General features: G+C 62.5%; 21 protein-coding genes and 3 pseudogenes. 12 read left to right on the top strand and 12 right to left on the bottom strand.

All coding sequences use genetic code 11. The features are described 5' to 3' along the window. Positions 1–1,609, top strand: a pseudogene (locus C0Z16_RS35170) (Hsp70 family protein); the annotation flags it as partial. 196 nt (positions 1,610–1,805) lie between these two features. Here C0Z16_RS35170 and phnX read toward each other — a convergent pair. Both phnX and C0Z16_RS35160 read right to left on the bottom strand, forming a co-directional pair. Beyond that, the gene (gene phnX, locus C0Z16_RS35165; RefSeq protein ID WP_102636583.1) at positions 1,806–2,609 is read right to left on the bottom strand and encodes a phosphonoacetaldehyde hydrolase; all 804 of its coding nucleotides are present in this window, start codon (positions 2,607–2,609) and stop codon (positions 1,806–1,808) included. Between the two features lie 67 nt (positions 2,610–2,676). Then, positions 2,677–3,918: a 2-aminoethylphosphonate--pyruvate transaminase gene (locus C0Z16_RS35160; protein WP_102636579.1), complete on the bottom strand. Its 1,242-nt coding sequence runs from the start codon at positions 3,916–3,918 to the stop codon at positions 2,677–2,679. A 147-nt stretch (positions 3,919–4,065) separates the two neighbouring features. On the opposite strand from C0Z16_RS35160, the gene C0Z16_RS35155 reads away from it, so the two are divergent. Next, entirely contained in the window at positions 4,066–4,944 is an 879-nt protein-coding gene (locus tag C0Z16_RS35155; protein WP_102636578.1) for a LysR substrate-binding domain-containing protein, read from the top strand. Positions 4,945–5,084: 140 nt separating this feature from the next. Here the strand turns inward: C0Z16_RS35155 and C0Z16_RS35150 are convergent, their stop codons facing one another. Next, positions 5,085–5,831 carry a glucose 1-dehydrogenase gene (locus tag C0Z16_RS35150; protein ID WP_102636582.1) on the bottom strand — a complete coding sequence of 249 codons (747 nt, stop codon included), beginning with the start codon at positions 5,829–5,831 and terminating at the stop codon, positions 5,085–5,087. Positions 5,832–6,531: 700 nt separating this feature from the next. On the opposite strand from C0Z16_RS35150, the gene C0Z16_RS35145 reads away from it, so the two are divergent. Beyond that, entirely contained in the window at positions 6,532–7,872 is a 1,341-nt protein-coding gene (locus C0Z16_RS35145) for a TAXI family TRAP transporter solute-binding subunit (protein WP_102636577.1), read from the top strand. 40 nt (positions 7,873–7,912) lie between these two features. On the opposite strand, the gene C0Z16_RS35140 is transcribed toward C0Z16_RS35145, so the two are convergent. The 3 genes from C0Z16_RS35140 to C0Z16_RS35130 all read right to left on the bottom strand — a co-directional run bounded on the left by C0Z16_RS35140 (position 7,913) and on the right by C0Z16_RS35130 (position 9,631). Continuing rightward, complete coding sequence (locus tag C0Z16_RS35140) at positions 7,913–8,776, bottom strand: ProQ/FinO family protein (protein ID WP_102636581.1); 864 nt, start codon at positions 8,774–8,776, stop codon at positions 7,913–7,915. Positions 8,777–8,920: 144 nt separating this feature from the next. Continuing rightward, positions 8,921–9,313 (bottom strand): hypothetical protein, encoded by a 393-nt coding sequence (locus tag C0Z16_RS35135; RefSeq protein WP_102636576.1) that lies wholly within the window; start codon positions 9,311–9,313, stop codon positions 8,921–8,923. 114 nt (positions 9,314–9,427) lie between these two features. Then, positions 9,428–9,631, bottom strand: a complete 204-nt coding sequence (locus C0Z16_RS35130) for a cold-shock protein (protein ID WP_007181784.1) — start codon at positions 9,629–9,631, stop codon at positions 9,428–9,430. A 324-nt stretch (positions 9,632–9,955) separates the two neighbouring features. Here C0Z16_RS35130 and C0Z16_RS35125 point away from each other — a divergent pair, with 324 nt between their 5' ends. Together C0Z16_RS35125 and C0Z16_RS35120 are read left to right on the top strand one after the other, a co-directional pair. Further along, positions 9,956–11,401 (top strand): NAD-dependent succinate-semialdehyde dehydrogenase, encoded by a 1,446-nt coding sequence (locus C0Z16_RS35125; RefSeq protein ID WP_102636575.1) that lies wholly within the window; start codon positions 9,956–9,958, stop codon positions 11,399–11,401. Positions 11,402–11,485: 84 nt separating this feature from the next. Further along, a pseudogene (locus C0Z16_RS35120) lies at positions 11,486–11,572 on the top strand (GNAT family N-acetyltransferase); the annotation flags it as partial. Between the two features lie 67 nt (positions 11,573–11,639). Here the strand turns inward: C0Z16_RS35120 and kdgT are convergent. After that, positions 11,640–12,656 carry a 2-keto-3-deoxygluconate transporter gene (gene kdgT, locus C0Z16_RS35115; RefSeq protein WP_102636574.1) on the bottom strand — a complete coding sequence of 339 codons (1,017 nt, stop codon included), beginning with the start codon at positions 12,654–12,656 and terminating at the stop codon, positions 11,640–11,642. Positions 12,657–12,958: 302 nt separating this feature from the next. On the opposite strand from kdgT, the gene kduI reads away from it, so the two are divergent. The 3 genes from kduI to kdgR all read left to right on the top strand — a co-directional run bounded on the left by kduI (position 12,959) and on the right by kdgR (position 15,638). Further along, complete coding sequence (gene kduI / locus C0Z16_RS35110; protein WP_102636573.1) at positions 12,959–13,795, top strand: 5-dehydro-4-deoxy-D-glucuronate isomerase; 837 nt, start codon at positions 12,959–12,961, stop codon at positions 13,793–13,795. A 58-nt stretch (positions 13,796–13,853) separates the two neighbouring features. After that, the gene (gene kduD / locus C0Z16_RS35105) at positions 13,854–14,666 is read left to right on the top strand and encodes a 2-dehydro-3-deoxy-D-gluconate 5-dehydrogenase KduD (protein WP_102636572.1); all 813 of its coding nucleotides are present in this window, start codon (positions 13,854–13,856) and stop codon (positions 14,664–14,666) included. A gap of 96 nt (positions 14,667–14,762) precedes the next feature. Beyond that, entirely contained in the window at positions 14,763–15,638 is an 876-nt protein-coding gene (kdgR, locus tag C0Z16_RS35100) for a DNA-binding transcriptional regulator KdgR (RefSeq protein WP_102636571.1), read from the top strand. A 164-nt stretch (positions 15,639–15,802) separates the two neighbouring features. On the opposite strand, the gene C0Z16_RS35095 is transcribed toward kdgR, so the two are convergent. Continuing rightward, a complete protein-coding gene (locus tag C0Z16_RS35095) occupies positions 15,803–16,270 on the bottom strand; it encodes a MarR family winged helix-turn-helix transcriptional regulator (RefSeq protein WP_102636570.1) in 468 nt (155 codons plus the stop codon). 97 nt (positions 16,271–16,367) lie between these two features. Between C0Z16_RS35095 and C0Z16_RS35090 the strand changes: the two genes are divergently transcribed. Together C0Z16_RS35090 and C0Z16_RS35085 are read left to right on the top strand one after the other, a co-directional pair. After that, on the top strand, positions 16,368–16,736 hold the full coding sequence (locus C0Z16_RS35090; protein ID WP_102636569.1) for an antibiotic biosynthesis monooxygenase family protein: 369 nt from the start codon (positions 16,368–16,370) through the stop codon (positions 16,734–16,736). Positions 16,737–17,256: 520 nt separating this feature from the next. Continuing rightward, positions 17,257–18,999, top strand: coding sequence for a CPBP family intramembrane glutamic endopeptidase (locus C0Z16_RS35085; protein WP_244201483.1), 1,743 nt, complete (start codon positions 17,257–17,259; stop codon positions 18,997–18,999). 61 nt (positions 19,000–19,060) lie between these two features. Here C0Z16_RS35085 and C0Z16_RS35080 read toward each other — a convergent pair whose 3' ends face one another. Next, positions 19,061–19,615, bottom strand: a complete 555-nt coding sequence (locus tag C0Z16_RS35080; RefSeq protein ID WP_175130725.1) for a cytochrome b — start codon at positions 19,613–19,615, stop codon at positions 19,061–19,063. 654 nt (positions 19,616–20,269) lie between these two features. Between C0Z16_RS35080 and C0Z16_RS35075 the strand changes: the two genes are divergently transcribed. Then, a complete protein-coding gene (locus C0Z16_RS35075) occupies positions 20,270–20,644 on the top strand; it encodes a hypothetical protein (RefSeq protein ID WP_102636567.1) in 375 nt (124 codons plus the stop codon). Between the two features lie 83 nt (positions 20,645–20,727). After that, a complete protein-coding gene (locus tag C0Z16_RS39175; protein ID WP_102636566.1) occupies positions 20,728–20,991 on the top strand; it encodes a hypothetical protein in 264 nt (87 codons plus the stop codon). Positions 20,992–21,080: 89 nt separating this feature from the next. Here the strand turns inward: C0Z16_RS39175 and C0Z16_RS35065 are convergent, their stop codons facing one another. From C0Z16_RS35065 to C0Z16_RS35055, 3 genes and pseudogenes are all read right to left on the bottom strand, one after another. Next, entirely contained in the window at positions 21,081–21,332 is a 252-nt protein-coding gene (locus C0Z16_RS35065; RefSeq protein ID WP_102636565.1) for a hypothetical protein, read from the bottom strand. Positions 21,333–21,487: 155 nt separating this feature from the next. Beyond that, on the bottom strand, positions 21,488–22,666 hold the full coding sequence (locus C0Z16_RS35060) for a 4-hydroxybenzoate 3-monooxygenase (RefSeq protein ID WP_102636564.1): 1,179 nt from the start codon (positions 22,664–22,666) through the stop codon (positions 21,488–21,490). A 252-nt stretch (positions 22,667–22,918) separates the two neighbouring features. Next, positions 22,919–23,205 (bottom strand): annotated as a pseudogene (locus tag C0Z16_RS35055) (threonine ammonia-lyase, biosynthetic); the annotation flags it as partial.

The raw sequence follows: 23,205 nt of genomic DNA, 5'->3' as shown, positions 1-23,205 counted from the left end.
CCCCGACACTGTGCTGCTGAACGGCGGCGTGTTCCGCGCGCAAGCCTTGACGCAGCGCCTCGCGAGCACGTTGAGCGCATGGCGTGGCGAACCGCTCAATGTGCTGCACAACGACAATCCCGATGTCGCCGTCGCGCGTGGCGCGGTGGCCTACAGCCTCGCGCGCGCGGGCGGCGCGCCGAAAATCGGCGGCGGCTCGCCGCGCAGCTACTTCCTGGTACTCGATGAGCCCATCGACGACAAGCGGGACACCGAGCCCACGCAAGCCACCCAACGCGGCATCTGCCTACTGCCGCGCGGCACCGAAGAAGGCCACGAAATTCTGATCGCGGACCGCACGTTCGCGTTGCGCCTCGGGCATCCTGTGCGCTTTCACCTGGTGTCGTCGAGTGCGGACACGGGCTATGCACCCGGCGAGTTGACCGATTTTTCGAGCGGCGACTTCGTACGCCTGCCGCCCATCGCGACGATCGTCCAGCCGCGCCGCGCGAGCAGCGCGCGCGAAACCGCTGTTCAGATCGCGACGTCGCTCACCGAAGTCGGCACCCTCGAAGTGCACTGCATCGACCGCGATAATCCGGCCGAGCGCTGGCTGCTCGAATTCCAGTTGCGTCGCGAAGACGCGCAGGTGAACCTCGCTGACGATTCGGCACAAGCGCGGCATCCACGCCTCGACGAGGCCATCGAGCAGATTGACCGCTGCTTCGGTTCGCGTTCGCAAAACGTCGATAAAAAAGAAGTCAAACGGCTACGCTCGCAACTCGAACATTTGCTCGGGGCGCGCGAAGGCTGGAACAGCGCGCTGCTGCGTGAGCTGTTCGGCGCGCTATGGGAACGCGCCCGCCGCCGACGCCGCTCGGCGGATCACGAGCGGCTGTGGCTGAATCTCGCCGGCTATTGCGTGCGTCCGGGCTTCGGCTATCCGCTCGATGAATGGCGCGTCGAGCAGCTATGGTCGCTATTCGACGACGGCATTCAGTACGTTCAGGAGAGCCAGGTCTGGTCCGAATGGTGGACGCTCTGGCGCCGCGCTGCGGGCGGTCTCGACGAAAACGCGCAACTGCGCGTGCTGGACGCGATGGCGTATCTGCAAACGGCCGCGCAATCGCGTCACAAGCTGCCGTTCGACGTGTCGAAAACGGGCTTCACCGATATGGTCCGGCTGAGTGCGTCGCTCGAACGCGTTCCTGTCGAACGAAAGATCGAACTCGGCGAGTCGGTGCTCGCGCGCTTGCAGAAACCGTCCGAGAATCATCAAAGCTGGTGGGCCGTGGGACGTATCGGCGCGCGCCGGCCGTTCTATGGCAGCGCGCATTGCGTCGTGCCGGCGGACATCGCGAGCCGATGGCTCGACGCCATTCTCGCGCTGGACTGGAAGAAGGTCGATCCGGCCGCGTTTGCCGCGGTGCAGATTGCGCGTATGACTGGCGACCGTTCGCGTGACTTGCCCGACGAGATGCGCGATGCGGTAGTGCGCAGGCTCGAAGCAACGAACGCGCCGCGCGCCTGGATCACGATGGTGAGCGAGAATGTGGAACTCGATAACGCCGACGAAGGCCGCGTGTTCGGCGAGTCGCTGCCTGCGGGGCTGAAGCTGATTTCGAATTGAAGCTGCGGTGTCGCTGCGTGGGCGTGTCGGCGAGCAAAGCAGCGGCGGGCCCTGCTGCATTCAATGCGCTCGATCACACGCGACTTGATTCGCGCAAACCCACGCACGTCCAGGATCCTTCACGCACATCCGCTGGCATTGCATCGCATTCGAGCACAGCCAACCGCACTGGATTGCGGCTGTCTGCCTCAAATCATCAAGGCCGCTCGCCTCGCGCAAGGCGGGCGTCGATGTCATAAACGACAGGCATCAGATCCGCGACACTATCGATCACATAATGCGCGCCAGCCGCTCGCAATCTGTTGATCGCGGCCTGGCGGCGCTGCGCGAAATCGTCGGGGGCGAGCGCCTTGACATCGTCTTCGGCCATGCCGAACGCGTTGCCGCTCACCGCGACGCCGACTGCCCACGTGCCGCCATTAATTCCTTCCTCGATGCCGACTTCCGTATCGTCGACCTTGATCGCGTCTTTCGCGCGCCACACGCCCAATTCGGGCAGCGTCTTGTAGATCATGTATGGCGACGGCCGCCCTTCCAGCGTGTCGCCGGTACAGACGATGCTATCCGGCGAAAAGCCTTGCGAGGCCGCCCCCGGCACGATCTCGGCCATGATCTCGCGCGTGTAGCCGGTCGTCGTACCGATGCGGATGTCGTCACGGCGCAGCGCGCTCGCCACTTCCGCGACGCCTGGAATCACCGAACTGTAGCTCGCGGCCACTGCGATATTCTTTGGCACGAACACGTCGTACACCGCGTCGATGTCCGCTTCGCCGGGCACACGTCCATACTTGTCGGCCCATGCGCTCGACACGCGCGGCAATGCCATCAGCGCCGCGATATGCGGGCGCTTGGCCATGCCCATCGGCCCGCGCGCTTCGTCGATCGTGATCGATACGCCGAATTGCTCGAATGTTTCGACGAACGCGCCCATCGGCGCGAGAGAGCCATAGTCGACCACCGTGCCGGCCCAGTCGAAGATCACCGCCTTAACGTGCTTAATGCGCTTAACCTGCTTAACGTGTTTCATTCACTTCCATTCCGTGTTGTTGCGCGTTGCTCGATATCGTTCATGCAGCGTCGGCGAGAACCTTGCGCTCTTCGATGGCGGCCGCGGGCGGCGCGGCGTGATCAACGCCCATGGTTTGCAACGACGTTGCGCACGCCTGCACAACACGGCGCATCACCGCCTCATCCACCTGACCGATACAGCCGATGCGGAAACTGTCGACAACGGTTAGCTTGCCCGGATAAATGATGAAGCGCTGCTGCTTCATCAGTTCGTAGAACAGTTCGAAATTGAACGACGGATGCGCCGGCGAAAAAAACGTCACGATGATCGGCGAGCGCCAGCGCGCGTTCAGCAGCGGCTCAAAGCCGAGTTCATGCATGCCCGCCACCAGCACGTCGCGATTGTTCGCATAACGCGCGAGGCGCGCCGGTTGGCCGCCTTCTAGCTTGTGCAGCCGCAGCGCCTCCATAAATGCGGCCACTGCGTGCGTGGGCGGCGTGAAGCGCCACTGGCCGGTGCGGTTCATCACGTCCCACTGATCGTGGACGTCGAGCGAGAGCGAATGACTGCATCCGCGCGCTTCGTGCAACGCGCTCTTGCGCGCAATCACGAATCCGAAGCCGGGCACGCCTTCAATACATTTATTCGCCGACGACACGAACGCTTCGCAGGCGATCTTGCGCACGTCGAGCGGTATCGCGCCGAACGCGCTCATCGAGTCGATCAGCAGCTTGCGGCCTTTGGCGGCCGTTGCCGTCGCGATCTCTTCGATCGGATTGAGAATGCCCGAGCTCGTTTCGCAATGCACCGCGACCACATGCGTGATGCTCGGGTCCGCATCGAGCATGCGTTCGACTTCCGCTGCGCGCGGCGGCAAATAATCGCCCTTGTCGAGCACCGTATGCGCGCGGCCGAGATAACGGAGGGTGGTCGCAATGCGCTTGCCGTATGCGCCGTTGGCAAGCACAAGGGCGTGGCCGTCGCGCGGAATCAGGCTGCCCAGCATCGCTTCGACGCAATAGCTGCCGCTGCCTTGCAGTGGCACGCAATCGTAGTCGCCCGCTTCGTTGCCCAGGGTGTCGCCCGCGATTTCGAGCAGGCTGTGGCGCAATTGCGCAGTCATCGCGCGAAAATCGCCGTCCCATGAACCCCAGTCGCGCAGCATCGCTTCTTTGGTCGAGAACGCGGTGGTCAGCGGCCCCGGGGTCAGCAGATAGGGCTCGCCTTTGGCTGGCGGGGCGCAGGTCGCCGCCGGCGTCGCCAACGCCGTCGCCAGGGGACCGTCAGTCGCGCTTTTCATGCGGAATCTCCCCGTCTTGCTCGTTTGGATAGTGCATACAGTACCGAAACGCTGTTCATCGGTAAAATCGATATAATCGATGTGACTATCGTAAAAACTTATAACCGAGATCACACCGAAACACGCTGACGCGAAACGGAGGCTTACGTGCAATACGCGCAATTGCGGGCGTTTCATGCGGTCGCAGAACACGGCGGATTCTCGCGAGCGGCACAGGCGCTATCGCTTTCACAACCGGCCGTGTCCGATCATGTGCGGCGGCTCGAGCAGGATTACGGCGTCAAGCTGTTCGAGCGCGGCCCGCGCGGCGTCGAAACGACGGAACTCGGGCTGCGTCTTTTCAGCGTAACGCGGCACATGCTCAGTTGCGAGCGCGACGCGCGGCAATTGCTCGAATCGGCGGGCGGTCTGGAATCGGGCTCATTGTCGCTGACCGCCGACGCGCCCGATCTCGCGGTCGCACTGATCAGCGTGTTTCGCAAGCTGCATCCGGGCATCGTGGTGACGTTGTCCATCGCGAATGCGGCCGACTGCATGCAGCGCGTGCTGTCGAGCGCGGTCGATGCGGCCATCACCGCCGCGCCGCAGGTCCACAGCCGGCTCGAGTCGCGCGTGTTGCGGCGCGATCCGCTGGTGGCGATGGTGCCGGTGCGCTACCCGGTTGCGAAGAAACGCAAGCTGAGCTATCGGGAACTCGTCCAGCAACCGATGATTTTTCGCGAGCCGCAATCGGTCACGCAGCAATTGCTCGAAATCGAACTGGTGCGCGAGTCGCTGCAAGTCGAGCCGGTCATGTATGTGGACGGCCGCGAAGCGCTCGAAGAAGCGGTTGCCCAAGGCATGGGCGTCGGCGTGATCGCGCGGGCGGAATTCAACCAGTCGCGACGGATCAGGATGATTCCACTCGAAGATTGTCAGGTGCGGATGATCGAGTCGCTCACACGGCTCGCCGAGCGGCCGGGATCGAATCTGCTGGATGCGCTGTTTGCTGTTCAACTGCCCGGTACTGAGGCAATGAACGTGTGACGTGATGTGATGCGATGTGACGAGCGGCAAGCGGCGCTTTCGGGCGCCGCTCGCGTTTTCTGCTTCACATTACCTTCACCTGCACTGCGGCCTTCGAATGCGACGGCCGCTGGCGCAGGCGAACCTCAGGCAACGCCGCCTTAATGCAAGCCGCCGCTTGCGATCAGGCTTTCGCCGGTGAGCCAGCGTGCGTCGTCGGAGGCGAGGAACGCGACGACATCGGCGATATCTTCCGGCTGACCGATGCGGCCAAGCGGCGTCGTGCTGACTGTCCACGCTTCGAGCTCGGAGCCGATAATGCCTCCGCTATGCGTGCCTTCGGTCGCGACCATGCCCGGGTTCACTGAATTCACGCGGATCTTGCGCGGCGCGAGTTCCTTCGCGAGTACGCCCGTGACGCTGTCCACCGCGCCCTTCGTAGCCGTATAGACTGCGCTGCCCGGCGGCGTGATGCGGCTCACGACCGAGCCCACGTTGACGATGCTGGCGCCTTCGCCAAAATGCTTGACCGCTGCCTGCGTGGTCAGCAGCAGACCGAGCACGTTCACATTGAAGTGCTTATGGAAGTGCTCTTCGGTGATGTTCTCGATCGGCGCGAATTCGTACACGCCCGAGTTGTTGACGAGGATGTCGAGGCGGCCATACGTTTCCACGGCCGTATCGATGATGCCTTTCGCGTCCCCGGCTTTCGACACGTCACCTGCAACGGCAACCGCCTTGCCGCCGGCGGCGGTGATCGCGGCGACCACCTCGTCCGCGCCTGCCTTGCTCGACGCGTAGTTCACCACCACCGACGCGCCTTGCGCTGCCAACGCCTTCGCAATCGCGGCGCCGATACCTTTCGACGCGCCCGTTACAACTGCAACCTTGCCTGTGAGCTTGCTCATGATCATGTGTCCTTTAATTGGGTTAGCACCCGCGTGCTGTCGCGGAGATTCGCGGCATTCACGGCTTCAGCAAAACGCTGCGGCGCTGGTACTGGACACAATGTAAGGACCACGGCCGCGCGGATAAAGCGGCTGGAGGCGAATAGATACGTCAGGGGAGCCGAACAATCGGCAAGCGGAGTGTAAGCCGTGCTTCAGGCCACAGGTGGGAGCCGCTGCTTTGCCGGCTTTTCTGGCGCGGATCTAGCGCTTGCGCAAGAGCGCGATATGCGCGGCGATGCTGAGCAGCACCGCCAACGCACCCAAGGTATCCAATGCGGCGGACAACATAATCGTCTTCCTTATTAGCTCGGCCACTGCTTCAGGAACGATTGTTTACCTCTTCGATTAAAGGACTTTTGCGCAATTTCGGCAACTTGTGGACGACTATCGAACCGGCTTATCCCGCTTGCGTGCCATATTCGGTGACTACCGGCGGGTTCGCCTTGGGCGGGTTCGGCATGCTTGTTGTCGCGGGCCTCGATTTTGATGGGGTCGGTTTTTTTCCATTGCTTCTTTCGTACCACTCAACGACGCCCCCCCGCCTACACCACCATCCCCCATATCTTTACTCAACCAACGTCAATAGAGCAAACTGCCGACGGCAAGTCCGCCGACGGGGGTGGACAATGCCCCATCCTGGCTCCCGCACGGAATGCCTATGAAAGCGCAGCGTCCGAGTCGTCCTCCGCAGTTTCCCGGCGATTCTCTGCATGCCGAGTGGCGCGACCACACGCTGCCTTATATCGTCACCGCCGCGCTGATCGTGCTTGTGGTGACGCTGGTCGTCTGGCTCGTCGACCCGGCGCCGCCAAAGACGATTACGCTGAGCGCGGGTCCGCATGACAGTTCGTTTGTCGTCGCCGCCGATCAGTACAAGAAAATCCTCGCGCAAAACGGCATCACGCTGAACGTGCTCGAGTCCGATGGCTCGGTGCAGAACCTGCATCGTCTGCTGGACCCGAAGCAGCACGTCGACCTCGCGCTCGTGCAAGGCGGCGTCGCCGGCGGGCTCGATACGTCGTCGCTGATGTCGCTCGGCAGCGTCTTCTACATTCCAGTGGTGGTGTTTTATCGCGGCACCGGCGTGACTCAACTCTCGCAACTCGAGGGCAAGCGGATCGCGGTGGGCCGGGAAGGCAGCGGCACGCGCCTGCTGGCGCTGAAACTGCTCGACGCAAACGGCATCGAGCCGGGCGGCGACACGACGCTGGTGCCGACGGACGGCCTGCAAGCGGCCACGCAACTCGTCGCGGGCGAGGTGGACGCGGCAATCTTGAGCGGCGATTCGGCGACACGCGGCCTGATGCTGCGCCTGCTTAGAGTGCCCGGCATTTCAGTGATGAATTTCGACGAAGCAAGCGCCTATACGCGTCTTTTCCCGTATCTGGATCAGATCGATCTGCCGCCCGGCGTACTGGATCTGCGGCACAAGATCCCGCCTGAAACGGTGCATCTGATCAGTCCGACGGTCGAGTTGGTGGCGCGGACGAATCTGCATCCGGCCGTCTCCGATCTGCTGATCGAAGCGGCGCAGGAAGTGCACGGCATGCCCGGCCTCCTGCAACGCGCGGGACAATTCCCGAGCCCGATCGCGCATGAATATCAGATCAGCGAAGACGCGCAGCGCTATTACCGCACGGGTAAGAGCTTCCTGTACCGGACGCTGCCGTTCTGGCTCGCGAGCATCGGCGACCGCACGCTCGTGTTGCTGCTGCCCGTAGCCGTGCTGCTTTTCCCCGCGATGCGGCTGATTCCGGCGCTATACCGGTGGCGCGTGCGTTCGCGCATCTATCGCTACTATGGTTCGCTGATCGCCATCGAACGCGGCGCGCTCGCGCAGTCGACCGACGAAGAGCGCAAGCGGCTCTTCGCGGAACTGGATCAGATCGAGGAATCGCTGAATCGCCTGCGTATGCCGCTGGCTTACGCCGACGCGTTCTATGTGCTGCGCGAACACGTCGGCTTCGTGCGCAGCCGGCTGGGGGCTGCGGCGCGCTGAGCGGCCACCGAGGGAGTGCCCGGGTGGCCGGTCTGAACGCTCAGGCGTCGGGCGCGGTGGGAAGCGTCTCTGAAACGTTGGCGGATTCCGCCGCAGCTTTGTCGTGAGGCGACGCATCCACAGAGTTCGCCTCGTGCCTGCTCTCCGCGCTGTCTTGCGGGGCCGCCGCATTGTCCGCGGACGACGCAGCAGGCGTCTGCGTCTGCCCATCGGCCGACGCAGTAGGTGCAGCTGATGCGGCCTTCGCGCTTTTCGCCGCGCGATGCGCCTGCAAACGCTGCGCGCCCGCCGCTTCCTGAGCGGTGACCTTGCCTGCCTCGGCGCCCGTCAGATCGACGCGAGCCGCGCCCTGCACCAGGGACTTCCAGTAGCGGCTGCCGCGGCACCACGTCTTGATCGCGTCGCGCAATTCGGCTTCGCTCAGCGACAGTTCCTTCGCGTGCACGACGAGGTCTTCGAATATGCCGACCTTCAACGGCAGCTTCGGCGCCGGGTTCTTCGGGAACGCATTCGGGAAGCGCTTTTGCAGACGCCCGATCGATTTCACGACCGGATCCACGGGCTTCGCGTCCGCCGCCGGCACCGCTGCGGGCGCGCCGTGGCGCGGCTGCGAAGGCTTGCCAGCAGGCCGGGTACCCGGTTTTGCACCGGATGCCACGCCAGGCTTTGCGGACTTCGCGCCGTTCCTGGCATCGCTCCTAACGTCGCGCCTGGTAGCGGGCCTCGAATCGGGCCTCGACTCGGGCCTCGAATCAGACCTGGCACCGGGTCTCGTATCCGGCCTGGTGTCCGGCCTGGTGTCCGGCCTGGCACCAGGCTTGGCGTCAGACTTCGCGGCAGGCGCAGCTTCCGCGCGTGCCGCGGCCAGTTGCTTCTTCAGTTCAGCGAGTTGTTCGAAACCCATAGCGCACAACCAATCGAGAAAGACGAGATTGTAGCAGCGCGCGGTAAGACGTTCGTGACGGCGTTGCAACGCCGCCCGAGCCGCGCTGCGAGCTTTCGGCGGCTTGCGATACATCGCTACCCATTGCAGCGGCAACAAGCGGAATCAGCGCACGAGGTGCCGCGCCCATTCGAGCCAGCCCAGATTGAGCGCCGCGTTGACAGCGACGCCGAGCGCCGAAGCAATCGCCGCGATCATCGTCCAGAAGGCGGAGCGCCGCGCGGCCGTTGCGGACGTGTGCGCGGCGTTGGCCGCATCGCGCGAAGCGCTCGCCGCGATCTGCGCGACATGCGACGACGACTCCATCTGCGCGAGCGATTTCAACGCGAAACCGCGCTCTTCATGGGACCTCGCGGTTCTCGCCTCCTGATCCCTGTCGAACAGATAGCGATGACAGAAAGGTGTCAGCGGATGATCGGGATTCTGCGCGGCGAAGAATCGCGCATAGGACTCGCCGCCGTTGTCGTCGATTTCCTTGTACGCGGTTTCCTTGTCCAACGTGAGCCTCGCCTGCGCGCCGCGCGATTCCAGCGAAATCGCGCCGGCTGCACGCTTCGCGCGCGAGCCGGCTGCTAGTGTTTTGGCTGTCTGCCGCTTGTTTCTGATTTGTCCTTAAACAGGCTTGATGTCTGCCGCCTGTTTGCCCTTCGGCCCCTGCTTGATTTCGAAGCTGACCTTCTGATTCTCCTGCAACGATTTGAAGCCCTCGGAACGGATTTCCGAGAAATGGGCAAACAGGTCTTCACCGCCGTCGTCGGGTGTGATGAAGCCGAAGCCCTTCGCGTCGTTAAACCATTTCACTGTACCGGTTGGCATGTCGATTCCTCGTGTGCATCTGGTTGATTGAACTGCGGTTATCAGGGGGACTGCTGCTCGACTCTACGCCCATTTACGCGACGTCGCTTCGGCTGCGCCTGCTCCGCGCGCCTTTGTCACCGACTGCAAGCAGGCGAAGGCGGCGGCCCTGAGAATACGCGTCGCAAGATACGTGCCGCATTCGCGCGGACGGAGCGACCGCCGGTGCGTTTCGGCACATTCAGATAAGATGTTTCCTTATCGGCAGTCCATTCTCGGCCGCGCGCTTTCGGCTCATATTCGAACGCCGCGCAGCCTGTCGTTTTCCCATTTACAGGAACCAGCATGGCAACTTCGAGCTATACCGATACCCGACTTCTGATCAACGGCGAGTGGTGCGACGCGGCAAGCGGCAAGACCCTCGACGTCATCAACCCCGCTACGGGCCAGGCCATCGGCAAAGTGGCCCACGCCGGCATCGCCGATCTCGACCGCGCGCTTGAAGCGGCTCAACGCGGCTTCGAAGCGTGGCGCAAAGTGCCGTCTCATGAACGCGCCACGATCATGCGCAAAGCCGCCGCGCTGGTGCGCGAGCGTGCTTCCGACATCGGCCGCCTGATGACTCTCGAACAGGGCAAACCGTTCGGCGAAGCCAAAGTCGAAGTGCTGGCCGCCGCTGACATCATCGAGTGGTTTGCTGATGAAGGCCGCCGTCTCTACGGCCGCGTCGTGCCCTCGCGCAATCTCGCCGCGCAGCAACTCGTCCTGAAGGAACCCATCGGCCCGGTGGCCGCGTTCACGCCGTGGAATTTCCCGGTCAACCAGATTGTGCGCAAGCTGAGCGCGGCGCTCGCGAGCGGCTGTTCGTTCCTCGTGAAGGCGCCGGAAGAAACCCCGGCGTCGCCGGCGGGCCTGTTGCAGGCTTTCGTCGAAGCGGGCGTGCCGGCCGGCACCGTGGGCCTCGTGTTCGGCGATCCAGCCGAAATCTCGGGCTACCTGATTCCGCATCCGGTGATCCGCAAGGTCACGTTCACGGGTTCCACGCCGGTCGGCAAGCAACTGGCCGCGCTGGCTGGGGCGCACATGAAGCGCGCGACGATGGAGCTGGGCGGTCACGCGCCGGTCATCGTGGCTGAAGACGCGGACGTCGCGCTTGCGGTCAAGGCAGCAGGCGGCGCCAAGTTCCGCAATGCAGGCCAGGTGTGCATTTCGCCGACGCGCTTTCTCGTACACAACAGCATCCGCGACGAATTCGCCGCGGCGCTGGTCAAGCATGCGGAAAGTCTCAAGCTCGGCGACGGCCTCGCGGAAGGCACGACCCTCGGGCCGCTCGCCAACGCGCGCCGTTTGACGGCGATGAGCAAGGTGCTCGATGACGCGCGCAAAACCGGCGCGAAGATCGAGACCGGCGGCGAACGCGTAGGCTCGGAGGGCAACTTCTTCGCCCCGACGGTGCTGACGAACGTGTCGCTCGAAGCGGACGTGTTCAACAACGAACCGTTCGGCCCGATCGCCGCAATCCGCGGCTTCGACAAACTGGAAGAAGCAATTGCCGAAGCCAACCGTCTGCCGTTCGGCCTCGCGGGTTACGCGTTCACGAAGTCGTTCAGCAACGTGCATCTGCTGTCGCAGCAACTCGAAGTCGGGATGCTGTGGATCAACCAGCCCGCGACGCCCACGCCGGAAATGCCGTTTGGCGGCGTGAAGGATTCGGGCTACGGTTCGGAAGGCGGCCCGGAAGCGATGGAAGGATATCTCGTCACGAAATCCGTGACGGTGATGTCGGCTTAAGTCATGCCGTAACGCACGCAGCGTCTGATTATTTAGCTGTACGGGGTCCGCGAGTTTATCCTCGCGGACTTTTTCGTTGTGGATGAACGCATCATGCCCGATGGCCGTAAGCGCAACTCCGTGCGCTTTAGCATCATCGACGATGAATGGGCACACGTGAGGGCGATGCTTCGAGGCGAAGCTGGAGTCGCCCTGGATCGACCGCCCCCGCCTTCGCCTCGCCCACCGTCATCAACCCTCAAACATGCACGTCCCGCTCGTTCAACGGCGGCGCGTTCGCAGGCAGCAACTCCTCACGCAACGCGTTGCGCGAATGATGCCGGCGCACCCATAGCGCGGTCAGCATCGGCACCAGAATCGCGGTCACGAGGCACGCAGTGGCGACCATCGCGGTCGCGGCCGGCACCAATGGCTTGAAGCTCGGAATCATCTCGCCGATGATCGCGGGGTTCGCCACCGCAGCACCCGCCGTCGACGACGCCGCGAGTCCCGCCGCGCCATTGCCACCCGCGACCCAGCGGTCCGCGAGAATCAGCGGAATGCCCGTCACGACGATCACCGCGAGGCCGAGCAGCACACCTGCCATGCCGCTCTTCGCGATCACGTTCAAATCGATGCCGTTACCGAGCGCAAAGCCAAAAAACGGAATCAGCGGATGCACGCAGCGGCCGAAAAACTCGCGCAGATCGCCGTCGATATTGCCCAGCACGAAACCCACCAGAAACGGCAGCACCGCGCCCACAAAAAGCCGCGGCTCGAAAAACGCGACGCCCGCTGCGCCGAGAATGATCATGCTCACGAGCGGCCCCGACTCCACCGACATCAGCACGAACGCGCCCGCCTCTTCTTTCGTGCCGTATTGCTGCATCACGGCGGCGTACAGACCGCCGTTGGTCATGTCCATCGACGTGGTAATCGCCAGCACCGAGAGCCCGGCAAAGAGCCCCGCCTTGATGCCGTCAATCGGGATGAAGTGCGACGCGATGAGCGTGGCGATCCATGCGACCACCATCTTCGTGACGAGCAGCGTGCCCGACTTGCGCAACACGGTGCCGGTGGCGCGCAAGTCGATCGTCGCGCCCATGCAGAAGAACCAGACCGCGAGAATCGGCACGGTACCGGCGATCAGTCCGTTGGTGAACGACCCGAAGTACTTGCCCGCGCCCGGCGCGAACGTGTGGACACAGGCGCCGAGCAGCAGCGGCACCAGCATCAGGCCGCCAGGAATGCGGTCGATGGCTTTCTTGAGCTTCATTGCCTCCTCCATGGACTTTGCGTCCAGTTATCGGGTGGTTCACCCTGGTAAGAATCGGTCTTGCGCCGACTGCTCCCGTTCGGCGCAATATAGCATCGTGAAAGGAACGCCGTTCCGAGATTTTTTCATATCCGGGATGATCGTTTACCCGGCAATGCGCTTCACCCGCTCCTGGAGGACTCTGGCGTTATAGCTGGTTACGGACCTCTGTTCCGAAAATTCGAATAACGCGCTACAGTCGAGTCCATACGTCCGTCGCGGCATCCGCGCGGCAAGGCGCCCAATTCACCGGAGACACAACAATGGAAGTAAGACAGGCCATCAACAGCGAGTACGCGAAGACCCTCGACACCGCCGGTTTGCGCAAGCAGTTCCTGGTCGATCAGGTATTCCAACGCGACGCGCTTCGGCTCACCTATAGCCATATCGATCGCATCATCGTCGGCGGCGTGTGGCCTGTCGCGCGCGCCGTCGAAGTGCCCAGTTCGCTCGGCAAGGCGATCGGCGTCGGCTATCTGCTCGAGCGGCGCGAACTGGGCGCGATCAACATCGGCGGCGATGGCTGGGTCGATGTCGACGGCACGCGCTATACCGTGCGCAATGAACAGGCGATCTATATCGGCCGCGGCGCGCAGTCCATTGCATTCGGCAGCGACGACGCCGCGCAGCCGGCGAAGTTCTATCTGAACTGCGCGCCCGCGCACGAGTCACATCCGACCCGCACGATCTCGCTCGGCGAAGCGTCGCCGCAAACGCTCGGCGATGCGGCGACGAGCAACCGCCGCACCATCTACAAGTTCATCGTGCCGGAGGTGCTGCCCACCTGTCAGCTTTCGATGGGCATGACCAGGCTCGAACCCGGCAGCCTCTGGAACACGATGCCCTGCCATACGCACGAGCGGCGCATGGAGGTGTATTTCTATTTCAATGTCGCCGACGACGCCGCCGTCTTTCACATGATGGGCGAACCGAGCGAGACACGGCACATCGTCGTGCACAACGAGCAGGCTGTGATATCGCCGAGCTGGTCGATTCACTCGGGCGTCGGCACGCGGGCCTATACGTTCATCTGGGGCATGGTCGGCGAGAACCAGGTGTTCGGCGACATGGACCACATCGCGGTGCGCGATCTGCGTTGAGCGTTTCTCATTGCGTGCATCGGCCGCATCCGCCGCATCGACATATGAAACACACGACATGGGCTTCGACATAGTGAACGCTTCAGCCATGAACAATTCCGCCGCGAATCGCGCAGTGAATCCCTTCGATCTCTCGGGCAAAGTGGCCATCGTCACCGGCAGCAACACGGGCCTCGGCGCGGGCATGGCGACCGCGCTTGCCGCCGCGGGCTGCGATATCGTCGGCGTATCGCGCGCCGATGCGGAAGACACGCCCGCGCGCGTCGAAGCCATGGGGCGAAGATTCGCGGATGTGCGCGCCGACCTCGGTTCGATCGCCCCGGTCGAAGACATCGTGCGCGCCGCGGTTGAAGCGTTCGGCCGCGTCGACGTGCTGGTGAACAACGCGGGCGTGATCCGCCGCGAGAACGCGCTCGACTTCACTGAAGCGGATTGGGACGCCGTGATGGATCTGAATCTGAAGAGCCTCTTCTTTCTCGCGCAGGCCGTCGCGCGGCAGTTCGTCAGGCAGCAAAGCGGCGGCAAGATCATCAACATCGCGTCGATGCTGTCGTTTCAGGGCGGCATACGCGTGGCGTCGTACACGGCGTCAAAAAGCGGCGTACTCGGTCTCACGAGGCTGCTCGCCAACGAATGGGCGGCGCAGCGCATCAATGTGAACGCGATTGCGCCTGGCTACATGGCAACGGCCAATACAGCGGCCTTGCGCGAGGACGCCCCGCGCCACGACGAGATTGTGAGCCGCATTCCGGCCGGCCGCTGGGGCGCGCCGGACGATCTCGCGGGACCGGTGGTGTTCCTTGCGTCGTCCGCCTCGGACTACGTGCATGGGCATACACTGGCGGTAGACGGCGGATGGCTCGCTCGCTGAGTCGGCAGGCGGCGCCGGACGCGGTAGGCTCCCGGCGTTCCGCAACGAGCGGCACGGCACAGCACAGGTTTAGAGTTCGATCAGGGAATCACGGAAATGGCAGCAATCGGCAAACATCGCAAGGACGACCCCGCCGCACTCGCGCACGACGCGGACCGCGTCGAGTGCGGCACTGACAAAGGCGAATCGGCTTCGTCGATAGGCCGCGTTTTCGCGATTCTCGGCGCTATCGGCGACAGCGGTGAGACCGGCATCAGCGAATTGTCGCAGCGCCTCGGCATGTCGAAGACCACTGTGCATCGCGTGGTTCAAACGCTGAAAGCGCTCGGCTATGTCACGCAGGAGATTGAGACCGAGCGCTACCGTCTGACCATTCGTCTGTTCGAACTCGGTGCCAAGGCGCTGGAGAGCGTGGATCTCGTGCGCGAAGCCGACGTCGAAATGCGCCGCATCGGCGCGGCCACTCGCGAGGCGGTTCACCTCGGCGCATTCGACGAAGACGCGATCATCTACATCCACAAGATCGACGCCGATTACGGATTGCGCATGCAGTCGCGCATAGGCCGGCGCAATCCGCTGCACAGCACGGCGATTGGCAAGGTGCTGCTCGCATGGATGGAGCCGGCCGACGCGCGCGAGGTGCTGTCTCACGTCGAATTCCGGAAGTCGACCCAGAAGACGCTCTCATCCGCCGAGGCTGTGTTGAACATCCTGCCGCGCGTTCGCGAGCAAGGCTACGGCGAGGACAACGAGGAACAGGAAGAAGGCTTGCAATGTCTCGCGGTGCCGGTGTTCGACCGTTTCGGCCGCGTGATCGCGGGGCTGTCGCTTTCGTTTCCGACCATGCGTTGCGGCGCCGATACCAAGTCGCACTACGTGGCGCTGTTGCGGCAGTCGGGACTCGCCATCTCGATGCGGCTCGGCTATCGCGAAGCGGCCGCGCCGGAACACGCGGCTGCTGAACCGGGTTGAGCGAGTGCTTATGCGGCCTTCGCCGTGCTATGCAACCTTCGCGGAGGGCTTCGGTTCAACAGTGCGTGAAGCTCCTGCGGCCGCCGGCACTCACCGGCACATCGCCCTTCACTTCGCATAAACAATAACCCGCGCCTTTGCCCTATCTCCCACTGCCAACCTCACTATTCAGAGTCATCGTTTAGCTGCAGTTTGTTTCGCAGCGCTGTCACGACACGGCGGGTCGCCTCCATATCCTTAAGCGGGATGCCGTCCGAAAGGTTATTGACCCAAGGCGCTTGCAGCTTCATGGCCGCGTCGAACGTCTGCCTTCCGCTGTCCGTTAGAACAACGAGTTGCGCCCGGCGGTGATGGGGGTTGGCCTCGAATGCGACCAGCCCTTCCCTTTCCAGGTCGTTGACGATCCGTTGTACGTTCTGGCGGTTACCGCCCAGGTCCCTCGCGAGCCACGCGACTGGCTGTGGGCGTTCGGCGCTAACAATTGCGCCGAGAATCTGCCAGCGCGCGCTCGTTAGGCCAAGTGGTGCAACCAGCCGGTCGCCCGAGGTCAAAAGCAGGCTGTTCACCCTGAACAGGTCAGTGAGAAAACTGGTTAGAGCATCGCCAGCAGGCGTTCGACTGTTTTTGCGCATCCGTCACCCTATAACGTTATTGACATCATGATGTCGATAAGCGAACATCGCATCGTATCAAATTGACATCATACAACCATATTGAACGGAGGCTCTCATGCCCCAGATGCGCCCACTCGACCCGTCCTTTCCGATTGAACGTCAGATTGCGCTCGACGCCACATCGGTCGTGCTCGTGAACGTGATTCTGCTAGACGAGGCCGACGAGCAGGCTTTTCTCCAGGGGTGGCAGGAGGATGCGGCATTCATGAAGCAGCAGCCCGGCTTCATCTCGACGCAGCTTCACCGCGCCATCGGCGACAGCCCGACCTATCTGAACTATGCCGTGTGGGAATCGACTGCTCACTTCCGCGCGGCATTCACGCATCCCGAATTCAGAGCGAAACTCTCGTCTTATCCGTCATCGGCGGTCGCATCGCCACACCTGTTCCAGAAGGTCGCGGTACCCGGCATCTGCGTCGCATAGCCAGAAGCCAGTAACCGAACATTGTGGTCGGCGAGGCGTTAGCTGCCGCTCGAGCCACATGTCGGCCCCGGCGCGTCGGGTCGAAGGGCAGAACCGTGTCGCCTTTACCGGAAGCGCCGACGCTCATGCGCCGTCACCCGGCGCTCGAAGGCAACGCTTGAGCTCAGTCGACGACCAGGTTGTATGCGTAGAAAATCTCGTCGCGCTTCCAGCCGAGCGAGTCATTCAATGCCTGCCCCTTCACGTTACGAACCGCCGCATATTTGCGAGTGGCCGTCGGATGCCGGCCTCAAGATTCCCCAATAAATGTCGATATTCAGTACAGGCCAATTTGAGTCTGACAGGGCATCTGCCGTCAAAATGCTCTGCAACCCAAAACCCCATGTATCAACGGCCCACAAAACTGAAAACTTCATTAATCCAGTCTGCCGTAACTGCTTCCATGCGCGTCGGAATCCTTAAAGCCTGCATCCTTGCCGCAGCTACCGCATTATTAACCGGCCATGCCGCTGCATCGGACGTGGCCAGCCTGTCGCCCGAGAAAATCCGCGCACCGGAGCAAGCCGTCGAATTTGTCGTTGCCAGGCAGAAGAGCAGCTACCAACAGGTGCTCGACCTCTATCGTCGGACTGAGAGCGAAAATCCAGGCGACGTGTCGTTTCGGCTCGCGCAATGCAAATTCATCCAGCGCTTCGCGTGGACGGAGGATCTCGAATGGGCCGACGTGGCCGGGAAGGATCTCGACGCTTGCCGCACTTCGCTCGGCAAGGACTACACGGCCGATCCAGAAGCGGCACTTTATCTGCTCGAACAGCGGTTCGGTGCGGAGGCGGTCGCGTACGGCGAACCGTTAGTCGCCCACTCGACAAACTGGAGCACGGCGCAGCGCGCGCGTCTTCACGCCGCGTTGTCTCGCGGCTACGCGGCTGTCAAGAACGACACCCGCGCCGGACAAGAGGCGGTTCTCGCGGTGCAGCTCGATCCGGCCAATGACCGCCTGATCGACGCGATGCGCTACCTGGCCAGAACCGGCCGGACACGCGACGCCGGCAAGATGCTGGCTGCGGCGCCGGTCGCCAAAGCGCCATGGCAGGAAGCTCAGCGCATCAATACCGCTGCGGAAGTGCTGCCCGGCACGCAAGCAAACGACGAGTTGCATCGCGCTCAACGCGCCGGACTCAAGATTGACGCTTATACGACGGCGCGTGTGTTACAGCATGCCGGCGATTCGGCTGGCGCGGAAATGGTGCTAGCCGCCGATACCGCGTCACGCAAATTTGAATCGCCGCAGAACCGCCAGCTTCGCCTGGAGGTTGCTTTCGATGCGGGCGACGCAAAGGCAGCCGCGGACATTATCCGTGAACAGTATGAGAAGACTGGCAAGGCCACGCAACTCGCCTACGCCTATGCGCATCTGCTGGGCCTCAGTCCTGCCCTCGCCGCCAGGGCCGATTTATTGCCGCTTGCCGCGGGCTTGCTCGGCACGGCCGCGTTCTTTCTTGCAGCGCCGGGCCTATTGCTGTTCCCAGTGCACTATCGCGGCACGGTCCGGCAACGAAAGGGAAAAGTCTGCGCACCGCTTTTCGCGCGGATAGGTTTGCGGCACGCGTGGTGGGGCCTCGCAGTGTTTTCCACCGTGCTCTATTTCGTAACGATCTTCCGGATGGGTACCGCGGCGCTGTCGCCGACCGGCAGCGGCGTAGTGCGCATCGATGCGTCGAGTCGAATCGCGATTTCGCATCTCTGGGCGCTGTTTTTCAGCGGGCTGGGGCTCGCGGCAGTCGGCCGGCTGCTTACATTGCGCGAATGGATCGGCAGTGGCCGATGGAAATTGGCATGGATGCTGCTGCCGGTCGCCGCCTACAGTATCTATCGGCTGCTGTACTTGCTAGCCCGGCACAATGTGCAGCAAGGGTTCCCTTCCAACTCGTGGACGGTGAGCCTGGCGCACGGCGCGCTCGCGCTGGGCGGCATTGCGCTCGCGCTGTTCGTGCTATCCGTGCTCGTGCCTGTCATCGAAGAACTGGTGTTTCGTGGTTGCCTGTTGGGAGGACTGTCGCGACATATCAGTTTCGGCTGGGCCAATATAGTGCAGGCTGCCATTTTCGCCGGAATGCACGAAGACAAGCGCTATTTCATCTATCTGTTCGTGATGGGGCTGATTGCCGGTTGGCTGACGAGAAAAACCAAAGGGCTCTCGATTCCGATCCTGTTGCACGCGATCAATAATGCGATCTTCGTTTTCGGTGTGGCCGCGGCGTAGCATGGCGCGCAGTGCCTCGCGCGACGGCGCGCCGGCGGCAGAACCGTTGCAAGATCGGCACTCAGGGCAGCATGCGCTGCAAAGTGTCATCTTTCAGAACGAAGCGATGATAGAGCGCGCCTGCCACATGCAATGCAATCAGCGCCAGCAAAACCCACGCAAGAGCGCCGTGGATGTCGCCCATTTCGTGACCGACGCTCGAGCCTTCCGGCGAAATCGACGGATAAGGCAACACGCCGAAGAACTTCACCGACCATCCGCGCGAGGACGCATTCGCCCAACCCAGCACGGGCACGACGATTAGCGCAAGATAAAGAAGCCCGTGCGTGACGTGTGAAACGATGCGAAGCAAGGGCGACACCGATGCGGGCACCGGACGATGCGTGAGACGCCACACGATTCGCAGCACGACGGCGGCGATCAACGTAGCGCCCACGCCCAGGTGCCAGGCGATCAGTCCTTCCGGCAGCGTGCCCTTATGAATGTCGGGCATGGTCCAGCCGATCACGAACTGCGCGGCGATCAGCACGACCACCAGCCAGTGAAGAAACTTTGCGACGCCGTCATAGCCGGCCGCATAACGGCGCGAACGGGTATCGATAGATTGCATATTCATGGGAGATATCGCCGTAGGTAGTGGTGTCATGGGGAAGCCGCGTCTGGCAGCCGCGTGGGAGCCAGTATGCTACGGCCAGAACCTTAAGAAAAGCTGACGCATGGCCGTGCGGTTCATCACGCGAGCGCCAGTGTCGCCAGAAGATCAATGCAAAGCGCCAGTCTGCAACCGAATGTATCCGCGAGGCATAGGCGCGGCTTATCGTCCCGCCGGCCGCTTTTTGGTGCTCGCCGCGTTGATTCTTCAACGTATCGCATCTGGCTGAAAGCCCGAATACGCGGCCTTTTCGTAGCAGGCTCAACAGCTTGCCCGCGACGCGCACGACGTCGGGGCCGCCCTCTCTCTCCTCACCTGCCCCTGCCTGCCCGCGTACTGCGCGACGCGTCCACGCTATGCAATCGACACGTCCTGTTACACACAAACACAACGGTAATGCCGCCTCTCAGTAGAGTTCGGATCAACAGGAAAGAGGAGCAATGTCATGAAACGAATTTTCGCGCTGGCCATTCTGGCGGCAACGCTCGGCACTGCATTGAGCGGCTGCATCGTCGTGCCCGGCGACGGCTATCACGACCATTACCGTTACCACGACCGTTACTGATCCAGACTTGCACTGAACCGTCCATACTCGAACATAAAAACGCGGGAATAAACATGAAGCAATCACAAAGCCGCTGGCTGTCCATGGCAATCGTTGCAGGTCTGGGTATCGGCGCGTCGTCGGCCGCGCTCGCTCACGTTGATGTCGGCGTGAACATCGGCATTCCGGGTGTCGCGTATGCGCCCGAGCCGGTCTATGCCCCGCCTCCGCCGGTCGTGTACGCGCCGCCGCCACCGGTCGTCGTCGTAAGTCCGGGCTGGTACGGCGAGCGCTATTACGACGGCCGCCGTTATTGGGAGCGGCGCGAGTGGGAAGAGCGTCATCGCGAACGCGAATGGCGCGACGCCCGCGGTCCCCATGGCGACTGGCGAGGCCGCGGCGATTGGGATGGCCGCGGCGGTTGGCATGGCCACGGCGGCGACCATTGATGCACACAGCGCGGCCCCGTCATGCATGACGATGACGATGCGCCGCATCCGCGGTCGCGTCATCACTTTGGAGGAGCGACAGTTTGGTACGCACTGATCCACGACGAGTCACCGCGCAGGTCGATGGCAGACTCATCTGCGCTGAATACAGCGAACAGACCGGCCAATTGTGTTTGCGCCAGGACGGTGCACTCGTTCGCGAATGGTTTCCACCGCATTCGTGGATCGCAATTGCATCGGTGGCCGGAGCGCGGCATTGGGGCACACGCCCGACCGACGACGACCTTCGCGCGCTGCTCCGCAACGAAATGACCTTGTTGCGCTCGCCGCAGCGAGACGTTTCCTAGAAACAAAAGAAGCGCGCGGCAAAACATACGCCGCGCGCTTCATGTCCGCGCTTTAAAGGCTTCGGTTTGAAGCCGTCTTTGAAAAGCGCTTAACGCGCGTTGTAAATCGGCGGCGAATAGGAACTGACCGTTACATCACTGCCGCGACCCGCTTGCCACGTGCCGTGGCTGCCGGGACCATAGCCGCTGTTATCGGCTTGCACCATTCGCTGTTGACCGGCGGCTTGCGTTTGAACAGCCCGCATATCTTGCGCGCCGGCTTGCCCCGACGGCTGTGCGAACGAAGCGATCGGTGCACTGAGCACAACGGCAACAGCAACAGCCTGAATGAGCGATTTCACTTGACCACCTCCGGTATGTCTTTATGTGAGCTGCAAGCGCGATGGGCTCACAGCGATGAAGGCAGTGTAGGTGCGTCGCGGTAAACGATAAATCCGCTAATCCTGAATTCACTGTTGCTATTGAACCGACAATGGCAAGCCGCTTACGCTGGCGCTCAGTCCTGTGGCACCGCCACGCCGACGTAGTTCTCCGCCATCACGGTAGCCGCCGAGCGCGACGTCGTCACATATTCGAGTTCGGCCACCTGAAGCTGCTGCTCGAACGGCGACGCGCCCTCGATACGGTGCATCATGCTCGTCATCCAGTATGAGAAATGTTCGGCGCGCCAGATGCGCTTGAGCGCCGTTTTGCTATAGCCGTCGAGCAGGTCCATGCGGTTCTCGACATAGAACGCGTTCAACGCTTTCGTGAGCAGGCGCACATCGGCGACGGCGAGATTCATTCCTTTGGCGCCGGTCGGCGGCACGATATGCGCCGCGTCGCCCGCGAGAAAGAGGCGGCCATATTGCATCGTGGCGGACACGAAACTGCGCATGCCGACAATGTTCTTCTGGAAGATCTTGCCGTCCGCAACGTGGTGGCCGTCGTGTGAATCGACTCGTGCATGCAGTTCTGCCCAGATGCGATCGTCGGACCAGTTGTCGACGGAATCCTTCGGGTCGCACTGGAAATACATGCGCTGCACGTTGGCTGAACGCGTGCTGATCAATGCAAAGCCGCGGTCGTGGCGCGCGTAAATCAGTTCATCCGACGACGGCGGCCCTTCGCAGAGGATACCGAACCATCCGAACGGGTACACGCGTTCGAAGTCGCGGCGCAGCGCCTGGGGAATCGACGCGCGCGAAACACCTTGCGAGCCGTCGCAGCCGATCACGAAGTCGCATTGCAGCTCGCACGCTTCTCCTTCGTGGCGATAGCGGATCGATGGCTTGTCGGTATCGATGCCGTGCAGCGACGTCTCCGATACGCCGAAGCGCAGCGCCCCGTCCGCAGCGACGCGCGCCGCGACCAGATCCTTGATCACCTCGTGCTGCGCATAGACGGTGATCGAATGGCCGGTTAGTCCGGTGAGATCGATGCGGCGGCGCTTGCCTTCGAACGCGAGTTCGAAGCCATGATGCAGCGCGCCTTCAGCCTTCATGCGCGCGCCGACACCGGCTTCGGTCAGCAGATCCATCGTGCCCTGTTCGAGCACGCCGGCTCGGATGGTCGACTCGATCTGCTCACGCGTGCGCGTTTCGAGCACGACGGAGTCGATGCCTCGCAAGTGAAGAAGATGGGAAAGAAGCAGGCCCGCGGGCCCTGCACCGATGATGCCAACCTGGGTGCGCATGATGTGTCTCCTGAGTGCGACGTTAGATTTGCGCTCAGTTTGACGATTGGCGCCGCTATCGCGCAACGCGATATGGCGGATAGGCCGTATTCAGTTTCGATATATGGCTCGTGCGCTGCAAGCACTGCGAAAAGGCGCCGATACGGCGTGACGCCCTTCTGACGGCGCTTGCAGCGTGGCCGTTGTCTATTCGGCCTTGAGCCGCATCGGATAGCGGCTCAAGGTAAACCCCGAGTAAGACGCATCATCGTCTTAGGCGAGGAACAGCCGATACACCGGATTCTGCGTCTCTTCCCAGTACGGATAACCAAGCGTCGAGAGAAAGCGCTCGAACTCCGCGTTGTCCGTTTCCGGCACCTGAATGCCGACGAGGATCGAGCTGTAGTCCGCGCCCTGGTTGCGGTAGTGGAAGAGGCTGATATTCCAGTCCGGCGCCATCGACGACAGGAATTTCATCAGCGCGCCCGGCCGCTCGGGAAACTCGAAGCGGAACAGGCGCTCGTCGTGCGCGAGCGGCGAGCGGCCGCCGACCATGTAAC

The organism is Paraburkholderia rhynchosiae (genome assembly GCF_002879865.1).
Taxonomy (GTDB): Bacteria; Pseudomonadota; Gammaproteobacteria; order Burkholderiales; family Burkholderiaceae; genus Paraburkholderia; species Paraburkholderia rhynchosiae.
Note: the sequence above shows the minus strand (reverse complement) of the source record. Positions and strands in the feature narration are given on the sequence as shown.